Below are 20,807 nucleotides of genomic sequence, written 5' to 3' on the forward strand. Positions count from 1 at the left end.
CCGCTCCTCCCCGAATTCCCTGTGGTTTGTGATGCTGATGGCGCTGGTGGTGGCCAGCCTGGTGGCCGGGCTGGGCATGCGCTCGCCCAGCCCGCCCGACGAGCCGCGCTTTGTGCTGGCGGCGCGGCATATGGTCGAAACCGGGCAATGGCTGCTGCCCCATCGCGGCAGCGAGCTGTACGCGGAGAAGCCGGCCACCTTCATGTGGCTACAGGCGGCAACCTACAAGGTGCTCGGCGACTGGAACCTGTCCTTCCTGGTGCCCTCGCTGCTGGCCGCGCTGCTGACGCTGTGGCTGACCTGGGACCTGTCGCGGCGGCTGTGGAACCGGCAGGTCGCGCGCTATGCGGTGCTGGCGCTGTTTGTCTGCATCCAGTTCGGATTGATGGCCAAGCGCGCACAGATCGACATGGTGCTGGTGGGCATGACCACACTGGCACTGTGGGGGCTGATGCGGCACCTGCTGCTGGGCCCGAACTGGGGCGCCTTCGCCCTGGCCTGCTTTGCCGCCGGCGTCGGCACGGTGACCAAGGGCGTGGGCTTCCTGCCGTTGCTGATCCTGCTGCCGTGGGCGCTCTGGCGCTGGCGCCATCCGCAGGTTGCGGGCCCGGGCCGCAGCTGGAACTGGTGGCTGCTGCTGCCGATGTTCCTGCTCGGCACGGCGGTGTGGCTGGCCCCGCTGGGCATCGCGCTGTTGAACAATCCCGATCCCGCGCTGAAGGCCTACGCACACGAGCTGCTGTTCAAGCAGACCGGCACCCGCTACACCTCGGCCTGGCACCACACCCAGCCGGCCTGGTACTACCTGCAGGTGATCGCCACGATGTGGCTGCCGGGCAGCCTGCTGCTGCCGTGGCTGGTCCCGGCCTGGTGGCGCCGCTGCCGCCGCGCCGATCCGCGCTATGTGCTGTTGCTGGGCTGGGCGCTGCTGGTGCTGCTGTTCTTCAGCGCCAGCCCGGGCAAACGCGAGGTCTACATCCTGCCGATGCTCCCGGCACTGGCCGTGGCCGCCGCACCGCTGCTGGCCGGGCTGCTGCGCCGCACCGGCGTGCGCTGGCTGCTGCTGGGCTATGTGGCCCTGCTGGCCGTGGCGATGCTGGTGATCGGCTATGGCGCGGTGCATGGCGATGGCTGGGCGCAGCGCAACGCGGCCAGGCGGGCGATCGACCTGTCGGTGCTGCCAACGGTCGGCGGGTGGCTGATCGGCGTCGGCGCGGCCTGCCTGCTGCTGGCCATCACCCTGCGCCTGCGCCGGGCGGGCCTGGCCGTGGTGCTGACCACGGTGCTGCTGTGGTCGATGTACGGGCTGGGCGCGATGCCGGCGCTGGATCCCTACAGCTCCGCCTCGAAGGTGATGGACAAGGTGCGCGCGCGCATCGGCCCGGAGGCCGAGCTGGGCATGGTGGCCTGGCGCGAGCAGAACCTGTTGCAGACCGATCCGCAGGCCGCCGATTTCGGTTTCAAGCGGCCGGTGGCCGAGCAGTGGCAGGATGCTGCCCGCTGGGTCGCACAGGATCCGCAACGACGCTGGCTGTTCGTGCTGGACAAGGCGATGAGCCCCTGCGCCGATCGCGCCCGGGTCATCGCCATCGGCAGTGCCAACCGCAACAACTGGCAGCTGCTGCCGGGCACGGCGCTGGATGTGGCCTGCGTCGAAAAAACCCAGGGCAGCGTGGACGGGGGCGATACCGCGCCGGACGACGACGGCGACTGAGCCGCGCCCGCCCACCCACCGGGTGGCGGCAAGGACCGGCAACTGTCTTAACACCTGACAGAATTTCCACATCCTTCCGACCGCATTCCGACATCCGGCGGAACAGCATCGCGCCATCCCATCCGATGGCCCCTGCTGCATGCCCGCCCCCGCCCCCTCCCGCCTGCTGTCTTTCCCGGCCACGGTCCCTTCGCGGGGATCCGCCAGCCGCATTGTCTGGGTCCCGCTGGTCCTGGCCGTCGCCGCCAGTGTGCTGCTGATGGCCGGCAACGGTGACCTGTGGGTGGCCGACCAGCTCTACCAGTGGCAAGGCGGGCAATGGGCGCTGAAGGAGGCGTGGTGGACCAGCCAGCTGATCCACAAGGGCGGCCGGGATCTCACCTGGGCCGTGGCGCTGCTGGTCATGCTGGCGCTGGTCCGCAGCCGCCTGGACGCCCGCTGGCGCCCGCTCGGCCGGCCGCTGCTGTACCTGCTGCTGTCCGTGGGCCTGTCCACCGGCCTGATCGCCCTGCTCAAATCCGGCACCCACATGGATTGCCCCTGGGACCTGGAGCGCTATGGCGGCCTGCGCCCGTTCGTCGGCCTGTTCGAGCCACGGCCGGCCGCGCTCGGCAATCCGGCCTGCTTCCCGGCCGGCCATGCCGGCTCCGGCTACGCCTGGGTGGCGCTGTTCTTTTTCATGCGCGAAGTGCGTCCGCAGTGGCGCTGGCCGGCCCTGCTGACGGCGCTGGCAGTCGGGGCTATATTCGGCCTGGCCCAACAGCTGCGCGGTGCGCACTTCCTGTCCCATGACCTGTGGTCACTGGCGATCAGCTGGGCCGTTGCCTCGACGCTGTACCTGTTGCTGTTCGCCCCTGCTGTCGCGCCATCCGCCTCACCCGCACCGGTCAGCGTCCTGGAGGAAGCCGCATGAGCACTGCCGTTCCTGTTGCCCGCACGTCGCGCCTGTCCTGGCGCCAGCTGCGCAGCTGGCGTCCGCAAATCAGCACCGAAACCCTGATCCTGCTCAGCAGCGCGTTCTTTGCGCTGGTCTGCAACGGGCTTTTCTGGCGCAGCGCGATGGCCACCAACCCCGGCAATGTGCTGCTCGCGGTCTCGCTGTTCGCCTTGCTGCTCAGTGTGCATGCGCTGCTGCTGGGCCTGCTGGTGTGGCGCTGGAACGCCAAGGTGCTGCTGACCGTGTTGTTCGTCACCACCGCCTTCGCCACGCATTACATGAACAGCTACAACGTCTATCTGGACGCGGACATGCTGCGCAACGTGCTGGCCACCGATCACAAGGAGTCGCGCGAACTGATGACCCCGGCCCTGATCCTGCCGCTGCTGGGCTATGCGCTGCTGCCGACGCTGCTGCTGTGGCGGGTACGGCTGCGCAAGCGCACTTGGGGCAAGGCGCTGCTGTGGCGGGTGCTGCTGCTGGTCGGCGTGGTGCTGATTGGCGGCGGCGGGGTGATGGCCTCGTTCCAGGACATCTCGGCGCTGATGCGCAACCACCGCGAAGTGCGCTATCTGGCCACGCCGGTCAATTACCTGATCGCGCTCAAGCAGAACCTGGCCACGGCCAGCCCGATCAAGCGGCAACCCAAACTGCCGCTGGGCACCGATGCCAAGGCCACGCCGCGCGCGGCCGGCAGCAAGCCGCGCCTGCTGGTGCTGGTGGTGGGCGAAACCGTGCGCGCGCAGAACTGGGGCCTGAACGGCTACGCCCGCCAGACCACACCGGAGCTGGCGCAGACCGGCGCGATCAACTTCCCGGACATGCATGCCTGTGGCACCAGCACCGAAGTCTCGCTGCCGTGCATGTTCTCCCCGTTCGGCCGCCGCCACTACGACGAGAAGCAGATCCGCGGCCACCAGTCGCTGCTGCACGTGCTCGAGCACGCCGGCATCGCCACGCTGTGGCGCGACAACCAGTCCGGCTGCAAGGGGGTGTGCGAGGGACTGCAGACCCAACATCTGGACGATGCCACCACGCCCGGCCTGTGCGCCGATGGCCGCTGCATGGACGAGATCCTGATTGACGATCTGGCCGCGCAGGTGCGCGCCAAACCCGGTGACCGGGTGGTGGTGCTGCACCAGCTGGGCAACCACGGCCCCAGCTACTTCCAGCGCTATCCGGCGCAGTTCCGCCAGTTCGTACCCACTTGCGATACCGCCGACCTGGGCCAGTGCAGCCGCGAGCAGATCGTCAACAGCTACGACAACTCGATCCGCTACACCGACCACTTCCTCAGCCGCACCATCGCCACGCTGCGCGGCATCGAGGACTACGACACGGCGATGATCTACCTGTCCGACCACGGCGAATCGCTCGGCGAGAAAGGCCTGTACCTGCACGGCATGCCCTACGCCATCGCCCCGGAAGAGCAGACCCGGGTGCCGATGCTGATGTGGTTCTCGCCCGGCTTCGCCGCCGATCGCGGCATCGACCTGGCCTGCCTGCGCGAGCGGGCCGCACAGCGCGCCGACCACGACAACCTGTTCCCCTCGGTGCTGGGCCTGATGCAGGTCAAAACGGCGGTGTACGACCGCGCGCAGGACGTGTTCGCCGGCTGCAGCAGCTGAGTACCGGCATCTGGCGGAGAGCCCCCATGGCCACCTTCCCGCACTGGCTGCCCTGGGCGCTGCTGTCGGCGGTGTTCGCCGCGCTCACCGCGATTTTCGCCAAGCTCGGCCTGCACGGCATCGATCCGGATCTGGCGCTGTTGCTGCGCACCGCGATCATCGTCGTGGTGCTGGCGATGTTCGTGACCGCCACCGGCAAATGGCACAACCCGCTGCAACTGCCCGCCACCACCGCCGGCTGGCTGGCGTTGTCGGCGCTGGCCACCGGCGCCTCGTGGCTGTGCTACTTCCGCGCCCTGCAAGGCGGCCCCGCTTCGCAGGTGGCGCCGGTGGACAAGCTCAGCATGGTGCTGGTGGCCCTGTTCGCGGTGGCCTTCCTGCACGAGCGGCTGGCCTGGCGTGAATGGCTGGGCGTGGCGATGATCGGCGGCGGCGTGCTGCTGATGGCGATCAAGCGCTGACCTTTGTCCACTTGCGGCGCTGACGCGGCCGCTCTACCTTCGCCGGACTTGAAATCACTCCGGGGATCACCGTGAAGAATCGTCATCTGGTATTGGCCGCCGCGGTTGGCGTGGCCGTGCTCTCGCTGGCCGCCTGCAAGAAGGACGCCGCGCCCGACGCCGCCGCGCCGGCCGCCAGCGCCGCCGCCCCGGCCGAAAGCGCCGACCAGTTCATCGCCCGCGTGAATGCCGAATACAAGGCCATGTACCCGGAGATGACCTCGGCGCAGTGGCTGTCCTCCACCTATATCAATGACGATTCGGCGCGTGTGGCCGCCAAGGCCAACGAGCGCTGGCTGACCACGCTCAACGGCTGGATCGAGCAGGCCAACAAGTACGAAGGCCAGCCGATGAGCGCCGACACCAGGCGCGCCATCAGCCTGCTCAAGCTGATGACCGCCATGCCCGCCCCGCGCGATCCGGCCAAGCTGGCCGAGCTGGCCGGCATCGCCACCAAGCTGGAAGGCGACTACGGCGCCGGCACCTACTGCGTGGGCGAAGGCGATGCCAGGAACTGCCGCCAGCTCGGCGACCTGGAAAAGGTGCTGGCCACCTCGCGCGACTACAACCAGCAGCTCGACGCCTGGCAGGGCTGGCACTCCACCGCCGTGCCCTCGCGCGCCAGCTACCAGCGCTTCGTCGAACTGGTCAACGAAGGCGCCCGCGAGCTGGGCTACAGCGACGCCGGCCAGATGTGGCGCAGCGGCTATGACATGCCGGCCGAACAGGTCGGCCCGGAAACCGACCGCCTGTGGGAGCAGGTCAAGCCGCTGTACGAGCAGGTGCACTGCTACACCCGCGCCAAGCTGGACAAGGAATACGGCAAGGACAAGGCCGAAGTGGGCGGCGGCATGATCGCCGCGCACCTGACCGGCAACATGTGGCAGCAGGACTGGAGCAACCTGTGGGACATGACCGCGCCCTACCCCAACGCCGGCAGCCTGGACATCACCGCCGCGCTGGAAAAGCAGTACCAGGGCAACCTGAGCGCGGCGCTGGCCAAGGCCGGTGGCAGCGATCCGGCAAGCCGTTTCAAGGCCCAGCGTGAGGCCGAACTGGCCACCGCCCGGCAGATGACCGAACGCGCGCAGGACTTCTACGTGTCCCTGGGCATGCCCAAGCTGCCGGAGAGCTACTGGGCCAACACCCAGTTCATCAAGCCACTGGACCGCAACGTGGTCTGCCACGCCAGCGCCTGGGACATGAACATGGGCGGCAACGGCAAGGACATCGGCCCGGACGTGCGCACCAAGATGTGCATCACCCCGACCGAAGAGAACTTCACCACCATCTACCACGAGCTGGGCCACATCTATTACGACCTGGCCTACAACCCGCTGCCGCCGTTGTTCCAGAACGGCGCCAACGACGGCTTCCACGAGGCCATCGGCGACACCATCGTGCTGGCGATGACGCCCAAGTACCTCAACTCCATCGGCCTGGTCGGCGCCCAGCAGGAAAGCCGCGAGGCCACCATCAACGCGCAGATGCGCATGGCCATGAGCGGCGTGTCGTTCCTGCCGTTCGGCCTGATGATCGACCGCTGGCGCTGGGGCGTGTTCGACGGCTCGATCAAGCCGGACCAGTACAACCAGAAGTGGTGGGAGCTGAAGGCCCAGTACCAGGGCGTGGCCCCGGCCACCGCCCGCGGCGAGGAATTCTTCGACGCCGGCGCCAAGTACCACGTGCCGGGCAACACCCCGTACCTGCGCTACTTCCTGGCGCGCATCCTGCAGTACCAGTTCTACAAGGGCCTGTGCGATGCCTCCGGTTATACCGGCCCGCTCAACGAATGCAGCTTCTATGGCAACAAGGAAGCCGGCCAGAAGTTCTGGGCGATGCTGAGCAAGGGCGCCAGCCAGCCGTGGCAGGCCACGCTGAAGGAACTCACCGGCGAAGAGAAACTCGACGCCGGCCCGATGCTGGAATACTTCGCCCCGCTGCAGGAATGGCTCAAGCAGCAGAACGAAGGCCAGATGTGCGGCTGGACCGCGCAGGCGCCGGCGGCCAGTGCACCGGCAGCACCGGCCACCGCTGCGAAGTAAACCTTGCAGGTGGTTTTGAGACGAAGGGCGCCGTTTGGCGCCCTTTGTTTTTCTAGCGGATTCATTCGGCTGTTGCCAGCGCATTGACTGCATCGCAACCTCGTTACGCCGGCGAACTGGAGGGTGTAATCGTTACACCGTCATTTTTGCGGCATAAAAACGGCGCAAAGCGCCCTGCTCGCTATCCACAGACCCTTCAAGCCAATGGAATACAAGGAAAACTCCTTGGATTGCCAGCAACATTGAAGTCGGCCATGATTGGCGTTATGCCGCACTTGGGCGGACCAATAAGTGTTATGCCCCAATGGAAAGATCCAGCAAGCCACAAATCGGATTGCTCCACCTTGAGGTTATAGATCGCTCAAACTTCGCGGAGTTCGAGGCGGCTATCCGCTCAGAGGGCCTAGACCTGCGGATCGAGTCAAAGCCAGATCCCGGTCCTTACGCGGGTATCGAGTGGCTAGTTCCTACAGCTGTCGTGATCTACATTGGCAAGGCTTACTTCGATTCATTCCTTAAAGAGGCTGGTAAAGATCACTACTCTATTTTTAAATCGGCCGTCTCAAGTGTTTCTTCAAAGTTCTTTGGAAAGAATGCGCCAAAGGGTCGGGTAGTCTTCTCAAAAGGCAAAGCCGAATCGGAGCATCCGCGCTATTCGATCTTCTATTCAATCGTGGCGGACTTCGGAGACGGCTACTCCGTCAAACTACTGCTTCAAAGCGACTTTGACGCTGATCTGTGCAATGACGCTCAAGGCGCGTTCCTGCAATTCCTGTCCGAGGCTGCAGCCGGCACGTTGGATCCAAGTGCAGTGAAAGGGCTTTCTACCGCCAAGCCCGTCGGCCATACCTTGCTCGTCGCTTACAACCCAGATAGCCGGGCTCTTGAGGTCATTGATCCATTGGCCGACAAGCGGTCGGTTGGGGCATAAGAAAACAGGGGTCAGAGTGAATTAAATCAAAGCACTCTAGGACCGTAGGCAGGGTTAGTCCCACCAACCCAGCGCCTTTGTTTTGTTTTGCGATACTGGGTTGATGGAGCCAACCCAGCCTACCGGGCTTGTTACACCGTCATTTTTGCGGCATAAAAACGGCGGGAAAACAGGGGTTAGAGTTAATTAAATCAAAGCACTCTGGCGCGGGAGTGCAATTTGATATCGAGAACCCTCCGTCTGCCTGGAAGCCCATGCCAGCGCAGTGTTTGCCAGCATGCTGATCGGGGAACCGGCCCAGCCAAGGTGACTTCCCAAGTTCCAGGGTTTTTGCTTGGGTGACAGAGCAAATTGCTCGGAATCCCGACCTTTTTGCTCGGCGCGCGGAGCTATTTGCTCGGACCGCCGAGCACCTGAGCCCGGAACGCAGGGCTTTTTGCTCGATCAATGGAGCAATCTGCTCGAAGTCCCGAGCTTTCTGCTCGCCACGCGGAGCGTTTTGCTCGGGAGGCCAAGGACCGTAGGCTGGGTTAGGCCTACCAACCCAGCGCCCTTGACGTGCATTGCGATGCCGGGTTGCTGGAGCCGACCCGGCCTACGGCCCTCGGGTTTTCTGCTCCGTCCCCCCGCCGGACATTCCGGTGGGTCACTCCCTGACCCGCAGCCACCGGCAACCCGACGCCTGGCGCAGTTGCAGCGGGTAGCCCGGGTAGGCGACGCGCACCCGGGACTTGTTCGATGCCTGCCTTGCGGTGTGCCCCCGGGTGCGGCCGATGGCCTTACCCGGGCTACTCGGCTGGCGGGGTGTCTGGGCGGGGTTGTCCACCAGCTCCGGCGCCGATCAGACGCCGAGCTATTCCGATGAGGCTTTTTGCTGGTCCGTTAAGGCTTTTTGCTACTCCGGAGAAGCTCGGAGCTGAACAATTAAGGCTTTTTGCTATTCCGGATAGCTTCCGCGCTACTCCGTTGAGGCTTTTTTCTATTCCCGATAGCTTCCGAGCTATTCCGTTAAAGCTTTTTGCTGTTCCGGATAGTTTCCGAGCTACTCCGTTAAGGCTTTTTGCTGTTCGGGAGAAATCACGGGCAGCGCAGTGATGCTGCCCCGGCTTCCGGCGCCGTCAGCATGATTCACAGCCCGCCCCGCCCCCCATACGACAAGGGCGCCCCGCGGCGCCCTTGTGATTCACGCCCTGGGCCGATGGCCGCTCAATGCGTGCCGGCGGTGCCCTTGGCGCCTGCGCCCAGCTCGGCGGCCAGGTTGCGCTTGTAGGTGTCGAAGTCGATGCCCTGCCCCGCGGCCTCGGCGTGGGCGGCGTCCTTCAGCGCATCCGAATACATCAGGCGCACGGGGGTGTTGTTGTTCTCGTGCCATTCGGCCGCACGCATGATCAGCGCCAGCACGCGCGCGGCGCTGGGGGTCTCGCCGGCGATCTTGCCGTCCATGCCCAGCACCCATTCGCCGTCGCGGCGGACGATGCCGGCCAGCAGCGTGCGGTGCTGGTCGCGCAATTCGGCATGCGGCTCGACTTTCGCCTTGGGTTCGGGATTGGCCGCGGCCTGGTTGCGCTCGCGCTCGGCCAGCTTCTTCTTCGCCTCGCGGCGGCCCTTGGATTGGATCGACATCGGTGTGTGCTCTTGAACGGCCGCCGGTGATGGCGGCGCGGCTATTGTCCCTTATCGGGATGACGAGGCGGTGGAGCCTCAGGAATGTGTGGCCGCACGCTGCGCGCGCAGGCTGCGGCGTTCCCATTTCCATGCGATACCGCTGGCGACGGCGAACAGCCCGGCGCCGATGGCCAGCCACAGCCCGCTGCGGCTGAGCAGCGGCGACAGCACGCCGGCGATGACGGAGTTGGTCAGCAGGGTGCTGAAGGCCTGCATCGAGGAGGCGGTGCCGCGCTGGCGCGGGTACATGTCCAGGATCGCCAGGCTCAGGATCGGGAAGATCAGCGCCACGCCGAAGGAGGTCAGCGGCAGCGACAGCACCGCCCACGGCACGCTCATCTGCGGGGCCAGCGCGTTGTAGCCGATGTTGTACAGGGTGGCCATGGCAATGCAGCCATAGCCGATACGCACCGCACGGACGCCGTCCATGCGCCCGGCCGCCCGCCCGGAGGCGTAGGCGCCCAGCGCCATGCCGCCGATGGTGGGAATGAACAGCCAGGCGAACTGGCGCTCGTTCAGGTGCAGCAGGTCCAGCACGAAGGCCGGCGCCGAGGCGATGTACAGGAACAGCCCGCCGAAGCCCAGCGAGCCGGCGGCGGCCAGCCGCAGGAAACGCGGATTGCGGGCGATGCCCAGGTAATCACGCAGCAGCCGTGCCGGGTGCAGCGACAGGCGTGCGTGCGGCGGATGGGTTTCCGGCAGCCAGATCATCGTGATCAGCAGCAGCGCGCTGGAGAACGCCACCAGAAACCAGAAGATGCCCTGCCAGTTGCTCCAGCCCAGCAGCCAGCCGCCGATGATCGGGGCGATGGCCGGGGCGATGGAGAAGATCATCGACACCTGGCTCATCAGCCGCTGCGCGTCGTCGCCGTCATACAGGTCGCGGATCACCGCGCGGCCGATGATGTAGCCCACGCCGGCCGACAGCCCCTGCAGGCCACGGAACAGCAGCAGCGTGGCCATGTCGGTGGCCAGCGCGCAGCCGATGGAGGCGCCGATGAACACCGCCAGCCCGCCCAGGATCACCCGCTTGCGGCCCAGCGCATCGGACAGCGCGCCGTGCAGCAGACTCATCAACGCGTAGGCCAGCAGATAGACGCTGATGACCTGCTGCATGGCCAGCTTATCGGCACCGAGCTCGGCACCGATGTGGGGAAAGGCGGGGAACACCGCGTCGATCGCGAACGGACCGAACATCGACAGTCCGCCGACCAGCACGGCGATACGGCGCAGCGAGACCTGCTTGCTTGCTTGCATGGATTCCAACAACCGGAAAACGCACCGGCCGGCGACCGGTGCGGGGCAAAAATGGGGATGAACAGGACCGGGCGCGGGCGATGCGACACGGCCATGACGGACTCAGGGTATTGGCCTGGGCCCGCCTCGTTCAGCGAGATCAAGCCTTCAAGACCGCCGGGCACGGGGCGCAGCCCCAAACGCCGGGATTCCGATGGTAATCCAAGCCGGTGCGCGGGTCTGCCCCGGGCTATAATCGGCACGCTGTACGTAACACGGTGGGAGAAGCGGCTCACCCCGCTGCCGAAGGCGCAAAAGCCCGTAATCGCTCAGGCCCGATACCACCTGCAACAAAACTCTGGAGAGACCGGGTTACCGGCGCCGAAGGGGCAAGAAGCACACGATCCTCGTCGCGGCGCTTCCAAACTCTCAGGCAAAAGGACAGAGGGGCGCAAGACACGCCACCGGCTTGCCGGCTGTGGCGCCGTTTGCGCGGCGCCATGGTCTGCCGGTGCGGGCCTTGCCCACCCCGCCCTTGCCCGCACGCCTTCTCCGGACGTCAGCCATGACCCAGAACACCCCTTCGTTGCGCGACCTCGAACATTCCTCCGCCTTCGTCGAGCGCCACATCGGCCCCAACGATGCCGAAATCGCGCAGATGCTGCGCGTGGTCGGCCATGACTCGCTCGAAGCGCTGACCGACGCCATCGTGCCGGGCTCGATCAAGTCGCCGGCGCCGCTGGCGCTGCCCGAATCGCTGACCGAAGTGGAAGCGCTGGCCAAGATCCGCGCCATCGCCCGCAAGAACACCGTGCTGCGCAGCTTCATCGGCCAGGGCTATTACGGCACCCACACGCCGAACGTGATCGCGCGCAACATCCTGGAAAACCCGGCCTGGTACACCGCCTACACCCCGTACCAGGCGGAAATCTCGCAGGGCCGCATGGAAGCGCTGATCAACTTCCAGACCCTGTGCGCCGACCTGACCGGCATGGAGATCGCCAACGCCTCGTTGCTGGACGAAGCCACCGCCGCGGCCGAAGCGATGACCCTGGCCAAGCGTTCGGCCAAGTCCAAGTCCAACCTGTTCTTCGTGCATGACGCGGTGCACCCGCAGACGCTGGAACTGTTGCGCACCCGCGCCGAGCCGATGGGCATCGCGCTACAGGTCGGCACCCCGGCCGAGGCGATGACCGCCGATGCGTTCGGCGTGCTGCTGCAGTACCCCGATACCTTCGGCCATATCGGTGACCACAAGGCGCTGGCCGAGGCCGTGCACGCGCGCCAGGGCCTGGTGGCGGTGGCCACCGACCTGCTGGCGCTGACGCTGATCGCCGCACCGGGCGAATGGGGCGCGGATATCGTGGTCGGCAACAGCCAGCGTTTCGGCGTGCCGTTCGGTTTCGGCGGCCCGCACGCGGCGTTCATGGCCTGCCGTGACGCCTACAAGCGCTCGATGCCGGGCCGCCTGATCGGCGTGTCGGTCGATGCGGCCGGCAATCCGGCTTACCGCCTGACCCTGCAGACCCGCGAGCAGCACATCCGCCGCGAGAAGGCCACCTCCAATATCTGCACCGCGCAGGTGCTGCTGGCGGTGATGGCCTCGATGTACGCCGTCTACCACGGCCCGGAAGGGCTGACCCGCATCGCCCGCCGCACCCACCGCCTGGCCGCGATCCTCGCCGCCGCGCTGCGCGACGCCGGCGTGGCCGTGGGCAATGATTTCTTCGACACCCTGCACATCACCGGCGTTGACGCCGCGGCGGTACAGGCCAAGGCCGTGGCCGCCGGCTACAACGTGCGCGTGATCGATGCCGGCTCGGTCGGCATCAGCCTGGACGAGACCGCCACCCGCGCCGACATCGTGGCGCTGGGCCAACTGTTCGGCGCCGACGTGGATGTGGAAGCACTGGATGCCAGCACCGCCGATGCGCTGCCGAAGGCACTGCTGCGCCAGTCCGCGTTCATGACCCACCCGGTGTTCAACACGCACCACAGCGAGCACGAGATGCTGCGCTACCTGCGCTCGCTGGCCGACAAGGATCTGGCGATGGATCGCACGATGATCCCGCTGGGCAGCTGCACGATGAAGCTCAACGCCACCGCCGAGATGATCCCGATCACCTGGCCGGAGTTTGCCAACATCCATCCGCTGGCCCCGGCAGACCAGGCGCAGGGCTACAAGGAACTGATCGACGGGCTGGAAGCGATGCTGGTGGAATGCACCGGCTATGACGCGGTGAGCCTGCAGCCGAACTCCGGCGCGCAGGGCGAGTACGCCGGCCTGCTGGCGATCCGCGCCTATCACCGGTCGCGCGGCGAAGGCCATCGTGACATCTGCCTGATCCCGGATTCGGCGCACGGCACCAACCCGGCCTCGGCGCAGATGTGCGGCATGACCGTGGTCGTGACCAAGACCGATGGCAACGGCAACGTCGATGTCGAGGACATCCGCCGCAACGCCGAGAAGTACAGCGACCGCCTGGCCGCGCTGATGATCACCTACCCCTCCACGCACGGCGTGTTCGAGGAAGAGGTGGTGGAAATCTGCGAGATCATCCACAAGCACGGCGGCCAGGTGTACACCGACGGCGCCAACATGAACGCCCTGGTCGGCGTGGCCAAGCCCGGCAAATGGGGCTCGGACGTGTCGCACCTGAACCTGCACAAGACCTTCTGCATCCCGCACGGCGGCGGCGGCCCGGGCGTGGGTCCGTGTGCGGTGAAGTCGCATCTGGCCCCGTTCCTGCCGGGCAAGCTCGGCGACAACGGCCCGGTCGGCATGGTCAGCGCGGCCAGCTTCGGCAGCGCCTCGATCCTGCCGATCAGCTGGATGTACATCACCCTGATGGGCACCGCCGGCCTGCGCAAGGCGACCCAGGTGGCGCTGCTCAACGCCAACTACATCGCCACCCGCCTGGCCCCGCACTACAAGACGCTGTACACCGGCCGCAACGGCCTGGTGGCGCACGAGTGCATCCTGGACGTGCGTCCGCTGGAGAAGGCCACCGGCATCGGCGCCGAGGACGTGGCCAAGCGGCTGATCGACTTCGGCTTCCACGCCCCGACCCTGAGCTTCCCGGTCGCCGGCACGCTGATGGTGGAGCCGACCGAAAGCGAATCGCAGCACGAGCTGGACCGTTTCATCGACGCGATGATCCAGATCCGCGAGGAAATCCAGGCCATCGAAGACGGCAAACTGGACCGCGAGGACAACCCGCTCAAGCACGCCCCGCACACCGCCACCCAGGTGTCGGCCAGCGAGTGGGCCCACGCCTACCCGCGCGAACTGGCCGCCTTCCCGCTGCCCTCGCTCAAGCAGCAGAAGTACTGGCCGCCGGTGGCACGCGTGGACAACGTCTACGGCGACAAGAACATCATGTGCGCCTGCATCCCGGTGGATGCGTACAAGGATGAAGTCGAAGCCTGAGCCTGACCGGCCTGCGTAACGTGTAGACAGAAACCCCGCTTCGGCGGGGTTTTTTTGTTCCAGGATGGAGATTTCCGCCTGCCGAACTGCCTGCGGGGGAGCATGACCACCGGCCAGTGAAGACACGGGAACAGGGACTTTTCCTACAGAAACCACCCGTGACTCCATGGCATAACAGCACGCGAAGGATCCTGACCCGCCCATCCGACTCAAGGACACGGACATGCCAGAGTTCGATATCACCACGTCAGCCGATGAAGTCGTCACGCTACTGCAGCAAGGCCGTGCCCGCGATGCCGCTGCCCACCTGGAAGCATTGCGCCAAGAGCAGCCACCGGTAATCCAGGAAGCAATGGATCGCTACGTGGCGGTTCGCGCGGAAACGCAACTTGCCGCTTTGCGCCAGCCAGGTGGTATTCCCTCCGCAGATACCGTGCTCCTGCAGCCACTGCTGGAGCGCATGGCAGGTACCACGCGTCCACCCCGCTTTCCCGCTCCAGGTGAAACCAGCAACTTGTCGCAGGCACAGCAACACGATGTCTATGCCAGCATCATTGGCACCCGCGGAAACAACGCTGCTCGTGATGCCTTGGCGACTCAAGACAGGGTGATACTTGGGCTGCGCAACGAAGACCAGACCACTCAAGCCCGCGGCAAAGGCGTCTATAACGATCGCATCGTGGTGCTGTGGACCGACGTTGACGGCAACCGCCGTGCCCGCGAGTTCAACGAGGCCACCACCGAGCCCACCGCCCAATATGACGGCCATGCCAAGACCACGCCGCGTAGCCCTGCCTTTGAAAACGTAGCCACGCGTACCAAGACCGAGGGTGCGGATGTGAACGGAGACGGCGTCCGCGACCTCGGCCGGCTGACCGAAGGCAGCACCGAGATGCAAGCCACCACACACCCCCGCCGCGGTCTTGCTGATGAGTTTTCCTTGCGCCCCACAGCTGCTGCCATAGCCGCAGGCGGCAGACGCATTGAACGCGACAGCAATGGCGACGGCTGGTTCGACTCACGTGACACTCATGGCGTGCAGGATCTCAATAGAACCTTCAAGATGCACCGTGGCAGCCGTGAGAACACCGACTCAGCCGGCTGCCAGACCATCCACACAGTCGACTACGATGACTTTTTACGCGTTGTCCGCGCCACACCCGGGCAGGACCGCTGGCAGTATGTACTGACCTCGGTCGCCCCCGACCAAGCCCTGCGGCACAGCCTCGACACTCCGTTGGATCCAGCGAACGATCCACGCCAGCACCGGCATATTGATCACGCCTTGCAGCAACAGATCAGCAGCCGCCTGCAAGATCTGGGCGGCCGTTATGCTGATCAGGCCGAGGCCTTCAGCCTCAGTCTGCTGTACGACGCCAAGGCGAAAGGGGTTACCCGCGTGGATCAGATCGTGACCAGCAATGCAACCGGCAACCGCGCTGAAGGTGAGACGTTGTTCCTGGTGCAAGGCCGCAGTGGCGACCCGGCTGCGCTGCGTGTTCCCGTCTCGGCGGCGGCGATGGCGGAAATGCCGATCAACAGCAGCTTGCAGCGCCTGCAAGAACAACAATTGCAGGCAATGCCAACCGTCCCCACGGTGCCCACACAGCATCAGGACACACCGACAATGGGAGGGCGTTGATCAATGGACAACCATCCGTTCTACCGGATCGCCAGCTTGTCCTGCTTTCTTTGGTTGCCCTCGGCTTGCGCTTCGGCGTTATCGGCAGAGGTTGTCCCGGACGCCTTGAATCAACGGCCCTCTATCCCGCCAGCAGCAGCGATTACGGTAACCACATCTGGCTCACCTTCACTGCCGGGAATTCCCTACCTCAGCCTGCCGCGACCATCCGATGATGCCCCGCGACAACCCGTACCGCAGGACATTGCAGATCTCATCCTGGCGTTGCCATCGGCCGATCTCGGCCTACCTGCAACTGCATTACGGCACGCCATGCACACCACCATCGGCACGGTTATGGAAGTACCCCGCATTCCGGGCCGTCCAGACCGACTGGTGAAGATGCATGCCGGCCAGGATTCAATGTTCTGGGTCCGTACATTCGAGTCCGATAACCCGAATATCCGGGGTTACCTGGTCCAGATAAAAATAGGCTGCGACAACTTGCGGAATACGGTAGTGGATCACAGCGCAGACTCAGCTTGGCGCCGCTGCATCGATGCAGACCGGCCCAGCATGGGCAGCGGATTACGTGCCTACCTGGGGATCACCGGTCGCCCACTCCAGGACGTTACCGCCAGCATCACCTCGCCAGAGCACATGCTCGGCACAGTGACCCAACAGCGCTACCAGCAACAGGGGGCGAGCCTGCCCTTTCTGGACGGCTCGCGCCTGGATTGGGTACCGGTGGCGCGGTGGGTAGTGGAGTCCGACCCCGACAATCCACTACGTAACGATGCACACACCTTTGGCAAAGGCAGCTTTGCCCATGCCGGATTCCTGCTATGGAATGACGACCACTTCGAAACCCGCGCCACGGTACCGGCCACCTTGTGGCCATGCATCGACAAGACACCGCAGCATGACTCGTGGGCATGCCCCGCGGATGATCGCTTCGTTATTCCAGACTGAAGCGATCGTCCCAACTGTCCTGTCATCCTGAAAGCCGCATTCAAGTGGGGCTTTCCTTTTTCAGCCCCCCGTGTCCGCTTCCGCGGCATGGGCCCGCTCGGCGATAAGGGCCCGGTATTGCCGCGGCGCCATGCCGACTTCGGCCTTGAACTTGCGGGTGAAGGCGCTCTGGTCGCTGAAGCCGCACGCCTGGCCGATGCTGGCGACGCTGTCCTTGCCGTGCAGCAGGTGCAATGCGATCTGGATGCGCAGCCGGGTGAGCACCTGCTGCGGGGTCATCTGGAATACCTTGCGGAACGAGCGCTCCAGCTTGGACAGCGAGAATCCGGTGATATCCAGCAGGGTCTGCATGCGCACGTTCTCGGCGTAGTGCGTATTGAGGTATTCCAGCGCCAGCCGCAACGGCTCGTACTGGGATTCCAGCCCACCGCGCTGGCCCAGATCGCGGGATATGCCGATCAGCCCGACGACCTTTCCGTGCTCGATGATCGGCCGCTTGCAGGTCAGGCACCAGCCCGGCTGGCGGTTGGCCAGCAGTTGCAGCTCCATCACGTTCTCGATGACCTCGCCGCCCAGCACCCGCGCATCCTGCTCGACATAGGCTTCGCTCATGCCGGCCGGATACACCTCGTCGGCGCGCTTGCCGATCACCTCGCTGCGCGACTTCATTCCCAGCCGCTGCATCATCGTCATGTTGACGTGGGTATAGCGGCCCTGCGTGTCCTTGGCGAAGAACAGCACGCTGGGAATCGCGTCGAACAGGGCTTCGATTTCGGCAGGGTCGATACGCATCGGATCAATCGGGCAGGCAAGCAGGCTCACGGCCATTCTAGCCAGCTCGGGGCCGCGCCCGCCTGCCCATAAGTGCTCGCCGGCAGCGGTTGCCGCCAGATCCGGACAAGTCCGGGGCCGGCATTGGCGGCATCATCGGGCTTATCTGCCTGCGGACCGACGCCCCATGAGCCAAGCCCCCACTCCGAACCATTTCGCCGTCGGCCAGCTGTGGGCCTGCCAGGGCCGCCATGCCGGCGAGCAGCCCACGCTGTTGATCAACCGCATCGACCAGCATCCGCTCGGCGGCGGCAACATCTACCACGTGACTCTGGATGCCCTGAAGATCCGTCACCCGGGTCTGCCCAGCGGTTACATGACCAAGCTCGCCCACGCGCCGGTGACCGACCAGACCCTGGAGCGCAGCCAGCTGCGTTTTATCGCCCAGCGCACCCCGGATCCGGCCTACGAACAGGGGTACGGGCAGTGGCGCGAGGCGTTCGACGAAGGCCGTGCCGGCTCGTTCGGCGTCAGCACGCCGACCCTGCTGGAAATCGTCGAACGCCGCATCAACGGCACGCCGCTCGACCAACCCTGACTCCCCGCAGCACCCGGCCAGCGACCTCAGGAGAACCGGTGGCGCCAGCAAGCTGACGTATACCTAGTGCGCCACTTTGCCAGGGGCGATGCCCGGAGCCGGCTTTGCGCGGCCATCGGTCACCACCTGCAGGCGCTTGATCGTAGCGATCGGAACCGCTTCGGCGCGCTTGTGCTGCGGCCACCAGAGAAACACGAATGCACTGCTGGAACCCAGCAGACGCGCGGTCCCCGGCTGCGCCGCAGGCTCACCATTGAACTGCACAGTAACCACGTGGCCACTGCCGCTCTGGCGGATGTACTCGCCACGCTTCATCACGTAGATCGCACTGCCGATGGCCATGCACATCACCACCGATACGGTCATCGCCGTCAACGGACGCAAGCCAGTGGCATCCCAGCTGGTCAAAGCGCTGCGGGAGAACAGCATCCGCCACCACACGCTGCGCGCACGCAGCTGCGCGACTTTCTCCGGGTTGCGCAGGCGCATCGTCTCGGGCCAGCTGACCACCAGCACCAGCAGCGCCCCCATGGCCAGTACGAACACATAGGCCGGGTCACGCACGCCGGCCACCAAGAAATCGCTGGCCTGAAGGTATTCGAGAATCGGCAGTTCGAAACCCCAGAAGAACCAGTAGCTACACCAGAGCCCCAGTACCGAAACCAGCAGGTAGGTCGCGGTGAACAGCAATGCCGGCTCACGCCGGACACGCTGCAGTGCCTGCATCACTACCGAGTCATCGCTGCCTTGTGCCACCGGCATCAGCGACCAGTCCAGCGCTCTGTCTCCACCTGGTGCCGCGCCTTGCGGCGTGTCCGTCTTATCGCTGCGTTCCATGTAAGCCCCTCCCCGATGCAGTCGAGCATCGCGCAAATTCGGAGGCGGCGGAAGTCTCTACATCCGGAAAAAACAAAGCCCCGCACTGGGCGGGGCCTTGCTTCAATCATCAAGCCGGACGATGAGGAGCTATCAGCCCCACGGATCCTGCAGGATCATGGTGTGGTCGCGGTCCGGGCCGGTGGAGACGATCGAGACCGGGCAACCTGCCAGTTCTTCCAGCGCGCGCAGGTAGGCGCGGGCGGCCGGCGGCAGCTTGTCCCACTCGGTGATGCCGTGGGTGTTCTCGCTCCAGCCCGGGAACTCCAGGTACACCGGCGTGCACTCTTCCCAGCCCTGAGCGTCCAGCGGCGCGTACTCGGTGCGCTTGCCACGGTATTCGTAGGCGATGCAGACCTTGAGCTTCTCCATGCCGTCGAGCACGTCCAGCTTGGTGATGCACAGGCCGGAGATACCGTTGATGGCCACGGCGCGCTTGAGCGCGACGATGTCCATCCAGCCGCAACGGCGCGGACGGCCGGTGGAGGCGCCGTACTCGGCACCGCGGTCACGGATGCCCTGGCCGATCTCGTCGTCCAGCTCGGTCGGGAACGGACCGCCGCCGACGCGGGTGGCGTAAGCCTTGGCGATGCCCAGCACGTAGTCGATCGCATCGGCGCCGACACCGGCACCGGCCAGCGCGCCACCGACGGTGGTGTTGGAGCTGGTGACGTACGGGTAGGTGCCGTGGTCGATGTCCAGCAGTGCGCCCTGCGCGCCTTCGAACAGCACGCGCTTGCCCTGCTTGCGCAGGTCATGACAGATGCCGGCGACGTCGGACTTCATCGGCTCGACGTATTCGCCGAACGCCAGGGCTTCGGCATAGACGGTGTCGAAATCGACCGCTTCCACGCCCAGGTACTGGGTCAGCACGAAGTTGTGGTAATCCAGCGCGGCCTTGAGCTTTTCGGCCAGCTGTTCCGGATAGTGCAGGTCGGCGATGCGGATGCCGCGGCGTGCCACCTTGTCTTCATAGGCCGGGCCGATGCCACGGCCGGTGGTGCCGATGGCCTTGCCGCCGGCGGCCTTCTCGCGGGCCTGATCCAGGGCGATGTGGTACGGCATGATCAGCGGCGCGGCCGGGGAGATCTTCAGGCGCGAGCGCACTTCCACGCCGGCCGCTTCCAGCTCCTCGATCTCTTTCTTCAGCGCCGCCGGGGAAATCACCACGCCATTGCCGATCAGGCACAGCGCGTCATCGCGCAGGATGCCGGACGGAATCAGGTGCAGGACCGTCTTCTTGCCGTTGATGACCAGGGTATGCCCGGCATTGTGGCCGCCCTGGAAACGCACGACCGCACCGATTTCCTCGGTCAGCAGATCGACGATCTTGCCCTTGCCTTCATCGCCCCACTGGGCGCCGAGAACAACAACTGATTGACCCATGACGGGTGACTCCTGAGTTTGCTGCGGCCATCGGGGCCGCGGACGGGGTCGTGTGGTCCAAGCCTGTCCGCCACGGGGAGGCTCCATCGGGGAGCATCCGGCAAACACCAAGGCCATACACGGAAAAAGCCGCATCTGGCATTCCATCAACTGGAGGGCCCGACCGGCTTTTGTGGATTATCCGGGTTTTGCTGCGCAGCTACCACCCCTGCACATTCAGGATGACGGCACCGGCCGGTGGGGGTTCAGTGTCGCAGCCACCACAGCATCACCAACCCCGCCGCCAGCGCGATTGCGCCCATCCGCCGCAGCGCCGGCAGCGGGGCGTCCAGCAGCTGTTCGGCCATGCGCTTCCACGCGGCCGGGGCGGCAAACAGGAACAGCCCTTCGATCACCGCCACCAGGCACAACGCGGCCAACAGGTCTTTCATCGCTCTCTTCCTTCGCCCGTAAAGAAACGGGGACCGGGCAGTGCCCGATCCCCGTCAGGGTGACGC

The 20,807-nt window shown here is 65.5% G+C and carries 16 protein-coding genes and 1 riboswitch; of the genes, 10 read left to right on the forward strand and 6 right to left on the reverse strand.

From position 1 onward, the window contains the following. Nucleotides 1-31: 31 nt before the first annotated feature. The 6 genes from ACVOMH_RS00880 (at nt 32) to ACVOMH_RS00905 (ending at nt 7,755) form a co-directional block, all read left to right on the forward strand. Nucleotides 32-1,714, forward strand: coding sequence for an ArnT family glycosyltransferase (locus tag ACVOMH_RS00880; RefSeq protein ID WP_481550738.1), 1,683 nt, complete (start codon nt 32-34; stop codon nt 1,712-1,714). A 139-nt stretch (nt 1,715-1,853) separates the two neighbouring features. Next, nucleotides 1,854-2,627: a phosphatase PAP2 family protein gene (locus tag ACVOMH_RS00885; protein WP_481550739.1), complete on the forward strand. Its 774-nt coding sequence runs from the start codon at nt 1,854-1,856 to the stop codon at nt 2,625-2,627. Then, entirely contained in the window at nt 2,624-4,279 is a 1,656-nt protein-coding gene (locus ACVOMH_RS00890) for a phosphoethanolamine transferase (protein WP_481550740.1), read from the forward strand. Before ACVOMH_RS00885 ends, ACVOMH_RS00890 begins: the two co-directional genes overlap by 4 nt. Nucleotides 4,280-4,305: 26 nt before the next feature. Further along, on the forward strand, nt 4,306-4,740 hold the full coding sequence (locus tag ACVOMH_RS00895; RefSeq protein WP_481550741.1) for an EamA family transporter: 435 nt from the start codon (nt 4,306-4,308) through the stop codon (nt 4,738-4,740). 71 nt (nt 4,741-4,811) lie between these two features. After that, entirely contained in the window at nt 4,812-6,824 is a 2,013-nt protein-coding gene (locus tag ACVOMH_RS00900) for a M2 family metallopeptidase (RefSeq protein WP_481550742.1), read from the forward strand. A 304-nt stretch (nt 6,825-7,128) separates the two neighbouring features. Next, complete coding sequence (locus tag ACVOMH_RS00905; protein WP_481550743.1) at nt 7,129-7,755, forward strand: hypothetical protein; 627 nt, start codon at nt 7,129-7,131, stop codon at nt 7,753-7,755. 1,206 nt (nt 7,756-8,961) lie between these two features. Here ACVOMH_RS00905 and ACVOMH_RS00910 read toward each other — a convergent pair. Together ACVOMH_RS00910 and ACVOMH_RS00915 are read right to left on the reverse strand one after the other, a co-directional pair. Then, complete coding sequence (locus ACVOMH_RS00910) at nt 8,962-9,378, reverse strand: hypothetical protein (protein ID WP_481550744.1); 417 nt, start codon at nt 9,376-9,378, stop codon at nt 8,962-8,964. 78 nt (nt 9,379-9,456) lie between these two features. Next, nucleotides 9,457-10,677: a multidrug effflux MFS transporter gene (locus ACVOMH_RS00915; protein ID WP_481550745.1), complete on the reverse strand. Its 1,221-nt coding sequence runs from the start codon at nt 10,675-10,677 to the stop codon at nt 9,457-9,459. Between the two features lie 327 nt (nt 10,678-11,004). After that, nucleotides 11,005-11,111, forward strand: a riboswitch (glycine riboswitch). A gap of 110 nt (nt 11,112-11,221) precedes the next feature. Here ACVOMH_RS00915 and gcvP point away from each other — a divergent pair. From gcvP to ACVOMH_RS00930, 3 genes are all read left to right on the forward strand, one after another. Next, complete coding sequence (gcvP, locus tag ACVOMH_RS00920; RefSeq protein WP_481550746.1) at nt 11,222-14,086, forward strand: aminomethyl-transferring glycine dehydrogenase; 2,865 nt, start codon at nt 11,222-11,224, stop codon at nt 14,084-14,086. Nucleotides 14,087-14,309: 223 nt separating this feature from the next. Beyond that, entirely contained in the window at nt 14,310-15,728 is a 1,419-nt protein-coding gene (locus ACVOMH_RS00925) for an XVIPCD domain-containing protein (RefSeq protein WP_481550747.1), read from the forward strand. Between the two features lie 3 nt (nt 15,729-15,731). Further along, complete coding sequence (locus ACVOMH_RS00930; RefSeq protein ID WP_481550748.1) at nt 15,732-16,679, forward strand: hypothetical protein; 948 nt, start codon at nt 15,732-15,734, stop codon at nt 16,677-16,679. A 60-nt stretch (nt 16,680-16,739) separates the two neighbouring features. On the opposite strand, the gene ACVOMH_RS00935 is transcribed toward ACVOMH_RS00930, so the two are convergent. Beyond that, nucleotides 16,740-17,471 carry a helix-turn-helix domain-containing protein gene (locus ACVOMH_RS00935; RefSeq protein ID WP_481550749.1) on the reverse strand — a complete coding sequence of 244 codons (732 nt, stop codon included), beginning with the start codon at nt 17,469-17,471 and terminating at the stop codon, nt 16,740-16,742. 166 nt (nt 17,472-17,637) lie between these two features. On the opposite strand from ACVOMH_RS00935, the gene ACVOMH_RS00940 reads away from it, so the two are divergent. After that, complete coding sequence (locus ACVOMH_RS00940) at nt 17,638-18,048, forward strand: hypothetical protein (protein WP_481523650.1); 411 nt, start codon at nt 17,638-17,640, stop codon at nt 18,046-18,048. A gap of 63 nt (nt 18,049-18,111) precedes the next feature. Here ACVOMH_RS00940 and ACVOMH_RS00945 read toward each other — a convergent pair whose 3' ends face one another. The 3 genes from ACVOMH_RS00945 to ACVOMH_RS00955 all read right to left on the reverse strand — a co-directional run bounded on the left by ACVOMH_RS00945 (nt 18,112) and on the right by ACVOMH_RS00955 (nt 20,741). Continuing rightward, the gene (locus ACVOMH_RS00945) at nt 18,112-18,885 is read right to left on the reverse strand and encodes a hypothetical protein (protein WP_481550750.1); all 774 of its coding nucleotides are present in this window, start codon (nt 18,883-18,885) and stop codon (nt 18,112-18,114) included. Nucleotides 18,886-19,017: 132 nt separating this feature from the next. Continuing rightward, nucleotides 19,018-20,310, reverse strand: coding sequence for an adenylosuccinate synthase (locus ACVOMH_RS00950; protein WP_481523652.1), 1,293 nt, complete (start codon nt 20,308-20,310; stop codon nt 19,018-19,020). A gap of 245 nt (nt 20,311-20,555) precedes the next feature. Further along, nucleotides 20,556-20,741, reverse strand: a complete 186-nt coding sequence (locus tag ACVOMH_RS00955; protein ID WP_054659498.1) for a DUF2065 domain-containing protein — start codon at nt 20,739-20,741, stop codon at nt 20,556-20,558. Nucleotides 20,742-20,807 lie beyond the last annotated feature (66 nt).

It is taken from the genome of Stenotrophomonas sp. STEN013 (assembly GCF_056760355.1).